The organism is Vibrio sp. TRT 17S01, assembly GCF_050113695.1.
GTDB lineage: Bacteria > Pseudomonadota > Gammaproteobacteria > Enterobacterales > Vibrionaceae > Vibrio.
In genome coordinates this window covers 1-1,966 of sequence record NZ_JBNJOG010000049.1, presented here as the reverse complement: position 1 = coordinate 1,966, position 1,966 = coordinate 1, and the positions used below count along the sequence as shown (strand labels likewise).

The 1,966-nt window shown below is 42.3% G+C and carries 2 protein-coding genes and 1 pseudogene; 2 read left to right on the top strand and 1 reads right to left on the bottom strand.

What is annotated here, in order from left to right:
* The first annotated feature begins 149 nt into the window (after positions 1–149).
* Together ACQEXS_RS22385 and ACQEXS_RS22380 are read left to right on the top strand one after the other, a co-directional pair.
* Complete coding sequence (locus ACQEXS_RS22385; RefSeq protein WP_000086647.1) at positions 150–431, top strand: type II toxin-antitoxin system Phd/YefM family antitoxin; 282 nt, start codon at positions 150–152, stop codon at positions 429–431.
* Positions 428–715 (top strand): type II toxin-antitoxin system RelE/ParE family toxin, encoded by a 288-nt coding sequence (locus tag ACQEXS_RS22380; protein ID WP_039485476.1) that lies wholly within the window; start codon positions 428–430, stop codon positions 713–715. The genes ACQEXS_RS22385 and ACQEXS_RS22380 overlap by 4 nt, the downstream gene beginning before the upstream one ends.
* Positions 716–1,851: 1,136 nt before the next feature.
* On the opposite strand, the pseudogene ACQEXS_RS22375 reads toward ACQEXS_RS22380, so the two are convergent.
* Positions 1,852–1,966 (bottom strand): annotated as a pseudogene (locus ACQEXS_RS22375) (IS110 family transposase); the annotation flags it as partial.

Below are 1,966 nucleotides of genomic sequence, written 5' to 3'. Positions count from 1 at the left end.
GTTTCAGTGTTTAAGGTGCAGTGGTTTAGGTTGGGTGTTTAGCGTTGTTCGCACCTTAATGCGGCGTTATAACGCAGAATCTACTTCTTGCTCATAACTGTTAGTTGAACTATTATTTGTACGTTATTTTGTACCAATTGGAGTTCAATATGAGTCGTATTCATTTCGATCAAGACATTCAGCCGTTGTCTGAGTTTCGCGCAGGTGTAGCTTCTTACATCAAACAAATCAATGAGACTCGCCGTCCATTGGTAATTACTCAACGTGGCAAAGGTGTTGCTGTTGTCCTTGACGTTGCTGAGTATGAAGCAATGCAAGAGAAAATCGAATTACTGGAAGAAATGCGGACAGCGGAAGCTCAATTAGCTTCAGGTCTTGGCGTTTCCAATGATGATGCGCGTGCTCAGGTTTTGGGGCGCATTAAAAAATGAAAGTAGTTTGGTCTCCATTAGCGCTTCAAAAGTTAGGCGATGCAGCGGAGTTCATTTCTTTGGATAATCCATCTGCGGCAGAAAAGTGGGTAAACGAAGTTTTTGATAAAACTGAACTACTTGGAAGTATGCCTGAGATGGGGCGCTTTGTTCCTGAAATGCCTCATACGAATTATCGTGAAATTATTTTTGGTCACTATCGTATTATCTACAGCTTAAGTCATGAAATCCGCGTACTAACAGTTCGTAATTGTCGTCAAATGTTGTCGGAAGATGATGTGTAAAACTGCGTTCTAACAAAGCATTTAAGAGTGATTCGCAACGCGTGGCATTTTTACCATGCGTTGGTTTTAGTGTTTAAGGTGTTATGCGGTGGCTTCGGTATTGCGTTGCTCACACCTTAACAAGGCGTTAGGCGACGGGCAGAAAAGTTCTTTTTCCTCATTTTCTTAGTTCTCTTTTAGCATTCGTTTTTCTAAGTCGGCAATTCAGTGTTGTCGGCTCAAATCCGTGAATCTCTTCAACCGTAAAACATGCCAAATTTCGTGAGTTGCCTCATTGGTTTTTTGGTGTAGGTTGGTGGTGAGTTTCACTGGCTCAAAGTGTGGCAAGGGCAAATTCGTTGAAGCTTTCGTTTTGCTGTTAGTTCGCAGCTGTTAGTTTCTCAGGTTCAAAAGCTCCTTTGTCGCTGAAAGGCTGAATTGCGTTGGCGTTAAAAGTGAGGCTGTAACATAGTGGCTTCAGTGGTTCTTGAATCGCAAAAAGTGTATGTGCATTGGGTTGGTAATAGGGTTTCAGGTAGTCTGCTTTCAAAATCACTTAAACACTGGCGGGAAAGTTCGCCTAACAAAGCGTTTAAGACGGATTCACAACGCTTGGCATTTTTGGTTTGTATCAGCTTAAGTGTTTACGGCACAATGGTTTAGGTCAGGTGGTCGCGTTGTTCACCACTTAACGCGGCGTTAGGCGACGGGCAGGAAAGTTCTTTGTTATCATCTTTTTAGCTCTCTTTTAGCATTCGTTTTTCTAAGTCGGCAATTCAACATTGTCGGCTCAAATTCTTGAATCTCTTTGGCCGTAAAACATGCCAAGGTTCGCGGGTTGCCTCATTGGTTTTCACAGTCGCTTGGTTGTGAATTTCACTGGCTCAAAGTGTGGAAAGGGCAAGTGAATCGAGGCTTTCGAATTTGCTGTTAGTTTGCAGCCTTGGGTTTTTCGGGTTCAAAACCTACTTTGTTGCTGAAGGTCTGCATTTCGTGGTTGTTGAAACCTTGGCTGAAACATAGTGGCTTTTATGCTTCTTGAATCACAAAAAGTCAGTGGGTGTTTGGTTGCTTATTTGGTTTCAGGTAATCTGCTTTCAAAACAACTTAAATACTGGTGGGAAAGTTCGCCTAACAAACGACTATGGCGTCAATAGCTAATTTTTAGCTATGTTTTCATCCCACATGACGCCATCTCTTAACATCGAATTTAGTATTACTACCATCTTTCGTACGCAGGCAATGATCGCAACTTTCTTAGGTTTCCCAGCT

What these genes read in the sequence shown, in the direction of transcription:
- ACQEXS_RS22385 (WP_000086647.1), top strand. Translation starts at nt 150, where the DNA reads ATGAGTCGTATTCATTTCGATCAAGACATTCAGCCGTTGTCTGAGTTT.
- ACQEXS_RS22380 (WP_039485476.1), top strand. Translation starts at nt 428, where the DNA reads ATGAAAGTAGTTTGGTCTCCATTAGCGCTTCAAAAGTTAGGCGATGCA.